At 72.8% G+C, this 1,401-nt stretch carries 2 protein-coding genes and 1 pseudogene; 1 reads left to right on the top strand and 2 read right to left on the bottom strand.

What is annotated here, in order from left to right:
• The coding region (locus FUT87_RS24200; RefSeq protein ID WP_255511999.1) for a LysR substrate-binding domain-containing protein at window positions 1–271 on the top strand (271 nt) is incomplete at its 5' end.
• 15 nt (window positions 272–286) lie between these two features.
• Here the strand turns inward: FUT87_RS24200 and FUT87_RS24195 are convergent.
• Both FUT87_RS24195 and FUT87_RS31840 read right to left on the bottom strand, forming a co-directional pair.
• A complete protein-coding gene (locus tag FUT87_RS24195) occupies window positions 287–1,273 on the bottom strand; it encodes a DUF885 family protein (RefSeq protein ID WP_255511998.1) in 987 nt (328 codons plus the stop codon).
• 1 nt (window position 1,274) lies between these two features.
• A pseudogene (locus tag FUT87_RS31840) lies at window positions 1,275–1,358 on the bottom strand (hypothetical protein); the annotation flags it as partial.
• Between the last annotated feature and the right edge of the window lie 43 nt (window positions 1,359–1,401).

Raw genomic sequence — 1,401 nt, 5'->3', positions numbered from 1 at the left:
CGACGATGGCAATGCCTACCTGGCGGCCGGGCTTGCGGGCATGGGCGTGCTCTGGCTGCCGCGCTACATGGCCGGGCCGCATGCGGCGCGCGGCGAGCTCGTGCCGCTGCTCGAGGACTGGACGATGGACCCGATGCCGATGTACCTCGCCTATCCGCCCAACCGCAACGTCAGCGCCAAGCTGCGCGTGTTCATCGACTGGGTCGACGAGTTGATGCGACGGCATGCGCCGGCGATCGTGCCGGCGGCGTCAGGGCCAGGCGAAGGTTGATCTGCGCGTCGGGAGTCAGGGCGCCGCGGTGGCCGTGGAGCTCCCGGCCACGCGGCGCGTGCCGACCCAGTCGTCGACCACCTGCTCGAGCACGGTCAGCGGCACGTCGCCGGTCAGCAGCACCGTGTTGTGGAACTGCTTGATGTCGAAGCGCTCGCCGAGCTGCTGGCGGGCGCGCTCGCGCAGCGCCTCGATGCGCAGCCGGCCCAGCATGTAGGCGCAGGCCTGGCCCGGCCAGGTGACGTAGCGGTCGACCTCCTGCGGGGTGATGCCGTAGTCGATCGCCTGCTGGCGGGTCCACTTCATCGCATGCAGGCCGGTGTCGACCACCAGCCGGCGGGCGCGGAACAGCGCCCCGTACAGCTGGCCGAGATGGCCGACCGGATCGTCGTCATACCAGCCGTTCTCGACAGCGAGCTGCTCGGCGTACAGCGCCCAGCCCTCGACGTAGGCCGAGCCGGCCGAGAACGCGGCGCGCCGGCGGAAGTAGGGCAGGTCCCTGGCCTCCATCTGGATCGCGAGCTGGAAGTGGTGGCCCGGGATGGCCTCGTGGTGCACGAGGGTCCGCATGTCCGCGATGTCGTAGGTGGGGCCGGCCAGCGGCGCCCAGAACACGCCCGGCTGGGAGCCGTCCGGCGCCGGGGTCGTGTAGTGGGCGGCGGCGGTGGGCTCGGTCAGCGCGGGCTCGCGGCGCACCTCGACGGGCGCCTTCGGCATGACTTCGAACAGCAGCCGCGCGCGCGCCTGCGCGTCGCGCAGGTAGGTGGTGTAGCGGTCCAGCAGCTGGACCTGCGGGGCGGCGTCCTTGGGCTGTCGGTCGGCGTCCATCTTGCGATAGCGCTGCTCGATGCTGCCCTCGGCGTAGCCCAGCTGGCGCAGCAGGCCGTCCATCTCGGCTTCGATGCGGGCGACCTGCTTCAGGCCGATCGCGTGGATCTCGGCCCGGCGAGAGCTCGGTGGTGGTGTTGGCGCGCAGCCGCGCGGCGTAGAACCGGTCGCCATCGGGCAGGCGCCAGACGCCGGCGTCGTCGGTGGTCCGCGGCAGCTGCGCGCGCAGCAGCGCGAGGCCGCGGCGCCACGCCGGCACGATGGAGCTCGCGACGATGGCCTCGGCCCGCGCGCGGGCGCGC

This window comes from Mitsuaria sp. TWR114, from assembly GCF_007997345.1.
The sequence above is the reverse complement of the archived record's forward strand: the minus strand, read 5'-3'. Positions and strand labels throughout refer to the sequence as shown.